1 protein-coding gene and 1 pseudogene are annotated in these 1,840 nt (G+C 35.9%); both read right to left on the bottom strand.

Translation table 11 applies throughout. From position 1 onward, the window contains the following. Window positions 1-150: 150 nt before the first annotated feature. A complete protein-coding gene (locus QZ265_RS10800; protein WP_296406063.1) occupies window positions 151-1,530 on the bottom strand; it encodes an outer membrane protein transport protein in 1,380 nt (459 codons plus the stop codon). 182 nt (window positions 1,531-1,712) lie between these two features. Continuing rightward, window positions 1,713-1,840 (bottom strand): annotated as a pseudogene (locus QZ265_RS10795) (IS5/IS1182 family transposase); the annotation flags it as partial.

The raw sequence follows: 1,840 nt of genomic DNA, 5'->3' as shown, positions 1-1,840 counted from the left end.
TCAGGTGTTCTTTAATATTACGTAGCGTTGCACTTGGTGTGTTAATCTAAGAATTTATAAAATATATTAAAAAAGCAGCCTCTTGGCTGCTATTCTTTATTCTAAATAATTAATATTGTCTGCTTAGTTTAAAACTTAGTGTAATAAATATTATTTATCTTGATAAGATAACTGTACACCTAAGGCATAACCGTCATTATTTTCGAAGTTACCTACAATATTACCGTTAGGAATTTTACCTTTGGCATCACCAAACATTAGGTATTTTCCACCTGCAGAAAGCGCCCAATTTTTAGTAAAGTCATATTTAGCACCAAGACCTACACTATAATAGCCTTTAATTGGACCAAGCGATGTAGTAGGATCGCCTGCACCACTATCCCAACCAAGTGATCCAGATACTGCCAAATTGTCTGCAACTCGTTTACCTAAACCAAGTTCAACTTGCCACTGATCATCAGAATAATCTACTAAATTTAGACCATTAGGTTTATCAGGATAGGCAATTTTTGTAGCGCCATTATATAGAGGCGGTGTGATAGCAAAATCACTCCATGGTACCCAGCGTACTTTAGCCGTTGCTAAGGTAGTTGGATTTAAACCAGTCTGAAAGTCAAAGTTAACCGATTCAGGCGTAGTGATTTGCATTTTATTTACTTGGTGAGGATTTGTACCTCTCAAAGCAACCAAAGGCATAAATTCACTAGCATTTAAATTATGGTCAATCTCTGAACGATATGTCAAAGCAGCTTTTAATGCTATCTCGGGTTTGCTATATTGAACACCAGCTATCCAGCCATAATCAGTGTCAGGATTTACACTTAAATTATAACCTGTAGCATTTTCATAAGCGCTACCACGTAGTTTAACATCTGCTTTAAGGCGCTGTGCTACTGGGCCACCGTAGATCTGAAATTCTTTGTTTTGTCCAACCTTCATCCCAAGTAAACCAGTTAGGCTTTCAGTTCGAACTTCAACATTGGTTCCCTCTGTATTAGATAGAGCTTGATCTAAAACACCCTGTAAACCTTTTAAACGTGCAACATCTTTAGGATCTACTTTACCAGCTTGGGCTAATTTTTCAGCAACAGTAACATATTGCTTAAATTCTGCTACATTTGTTACTTTCTGTTTTGAGATTGGATTAACTAGATCTCTTGATGCAATGATGCCATTAGCAACTTCAGTAGGAGCACCTACAAATGTATTGTTACCTTCATAGTTTGCAGATGCACCCCATGGTTCATCATACAATACACCTATACTGAGGGTATCATTAATATCAGACTTTACACCATAACGAAAGAAATCATAGCTTTCGGCAATATCACTTATTTTATTTCCATTTTTATCTTTACCAGTGACATCGGCATCAATATAGGTATAAACCGATTCTGCATAGGTGCCATCTTGTAAAAAGGCTGTAACTGGTTGACCAGAACGATCTAGACCAGCAGCAGAAGCAAAGCTAGCTATAGATAAAGTAGCAATAGCAGTAACAAGAGGTTTAATAGTAAAGGATATACGCATTTATTACTCCAAAATTCCATTTATAGGATGGGAACTGGTTTGATAGACAGGAGGTTGGGAAAGGGTAAAAATAGATTGAAAATTACACACCATGTACTGGATATATAATATATAGCAATACTACTTAAAGAAGAAATAAAATGCAACACTTTGATTTATTTATATTAGGGTCTGTTGAACATTCATAATTTCAGCCAAATGTAAGCACATGCCAAAGCGACATTATTTTCATAACTTTGCTTGAGTTTATCAAACCTTGTTGCTATAGCACGGAACCTTTTTAAGTTAGCAATGGCGTTTTCAACTAAAT

The organism is Psychrobacter sp. (assembly GCF_018260395.1).
In the GTDB taxonomy this organism is placed as follows: domain Bacteria; phylum Pseudomonadota; class Gammaproteobacteria; order Pseudomonadales; family Moraxellaceae; genus Psychrobacter.
This window is presented reverse-complemented; position numbering and strand designations above follow the sequence as displayed.